The sequence below is a fragment of the uncultured Tyzzerella sp. genome (assembly GCF_963558545.1).
Taxonomy (GTDB): Bacteria; Bacillota; Clostridia; order Lachnospirales; family CAG-274; genus Tyzzerella.
Map to the genome: position 1 here is coordinate 1 of NZ_CAUWHO010000110.1, position 1907 is coordinate 1907.

Here is a 1907-nt window from a genome sequence, read left to right on the forward strand (position 1 = left end):
ATTAAATTCTCTGTTGTCTATTTTAAATTGTTTTTCAATAAATTTTAACTTTATTTCATCATTAATCACAATTTCTTCAATACTATTATTTAATTTACCTTCTTGTCTATTATAATACCTTGATATACAACTTATTAATAATATTATAGTATAAGTTATTATAATAGATTTATATATCTTTATTTTATTATTTGACATGCTTTTTTATAAAACTCCTTTCTTTCAGCCAAGCCATTCATATTTCTTCCATTTACAATTTTTGTTATTTGCTCAACACTTGCTCCTTCATCACATAATCTATTTAAATTTGCATATTTTTTATAATCCCTCCAATACCAACCTGATGCATCCCAAGCATAAAATTTAGATACTCTTTTATAACCTTCTGTAACAATCAACTCATCACCTAAATATTTACTATAACTTAGATAAGTATCTTTTCCTGTAATTTGTATATAACCAGCTCCTCTATATAATAAAGCATCCTCGCTATTTGTATTACCTAGTACATTAATATATTTATAAAAATACTCATCTTTACCAACTTCTATTGTAAGAGAACCTCTAAATGATTCATGACAAACTTGTGATAAAAAATGGCGAATTCTTGGTACTGTGTTTATTTCATACTTTTCAAGTATAAAATTTAATTCATTAATCATTGAATCTGTTACATATTCTTTTAAAAATCCTATATGTATAAGTTGTTCCTTTTCAACATATATTTTTCTTATAAGATTTAACCTTTTATTTTGCCACTCCCAAATAATTTTAATATTTAATAAGGATTTTAACAATTCATTTATATTTGAAAATTTTATATTATCTAAAACATATCCTAACTCTTTTGGCTTGATTATTTTAAAATCTTTTTCTTCAATTTTTAATAAATAATAGTTATTATTATCATCTTCAAGAGTACATCCTAATTTATTGAATAATTTTTGTACAAACTCAGTATATGTGTGTCCTCCATTATTCTCTATATAATATCCTGTGCAAATATACTCTTGTTTAATACTTTGATTATTTATTATTTTTAAATAAACAGGAATAATTTCTCTTTCAAAATAATATGTCGTATATATATATTTCACTTTTATCTTTTTAAAAAAGCCTTCTTTTTTTGTATTAATTTCTGTTTTTTCATTTCTTTTAGATATATTCTCTCTATAACCCATTTCAAAAATTTTTTTAATATTTAAATTATTAGTAATCATATTATCTTTTTTATATTCTAAATAATCTTCTTGTATTCTACCATTAGATTTTGTATGAAATTTGATAATATCTACTTTTTCTAATCTATCAAATTCCTCAATACTTTTATTTTTATCCATATTTATAGATTTATTATCTAATATAGCTTGCATAAATTGTTCATTACCATAGCTTTTAGTATTATTTTCCCTTATATTTTTTAAAAACTTTTCATCATTTTTAGACAAATATTTTTTAGCACCATTTGTTACTATTCCCATTTCAACAGTATTATCTTTATTCATTAAATCATCTCCATTAAATTTCTTCGATTGTAAAAGCTATTTCATTTGTTATATTTTTTAATTGTTTATGTTCATACTTATCATAAGTAACATTAAATATTAATGTTACTTCTTCTAATTCAATAAAATATAATTTATATACTTTCATATCATAGTAAAATGTTAATAAATGCATTTCCCTTTCTTTTAATTCTATTAACTCATCATATATAACAACTTTATTGTATGTAGCATTTATTTCATTAATAATATCTTGTTTTATTAAAAATATATCTACTTTATACATTTTAAATAAAAACAAAAAATCTTCATTTTTATTACTAAAAATATAGTCTGCCTCAAAAATTTTATTATACCAATTATTATCTAATTCTAAAAAATTTATTGGAAATTTCATTTTAG

General features: G+C 20.7%; 3 protein-coding genes. All 3 read right to left on the bottom strand.

Translation table 11 applies throughout. The annotated features are described in order from the left end of the window. A partial coding sequence (locus tag R5Z65_RS10000) for a hypothetical protein (protein ID WP_317368900.1) occupies positions 1-198 on the bottom strand: 198 nt, incomplete at its 3' end. Then, a complete protein-coding gene (locus tag R5Z65_RS10005; protein ID WP_317368902.1) occupies positions 180-1505 on the bottom strand; it encodes a hypothetical protein in 1326 nt (441 codons plus the stop codon). The genes R5Z65_RS10000 and R5Z65_RS10005, both read right to left, overlap by 19 nt. Positions 1506-1518: 13 nt before the next feature. Continuing rightward, positions 1519-1907 (bottom strand): hypothetical protein (locus tag R5Z65_RS10010; protein ID WP_317368904.1); only part of this gene is annotated, 389 nt, incomplete at its 5' end.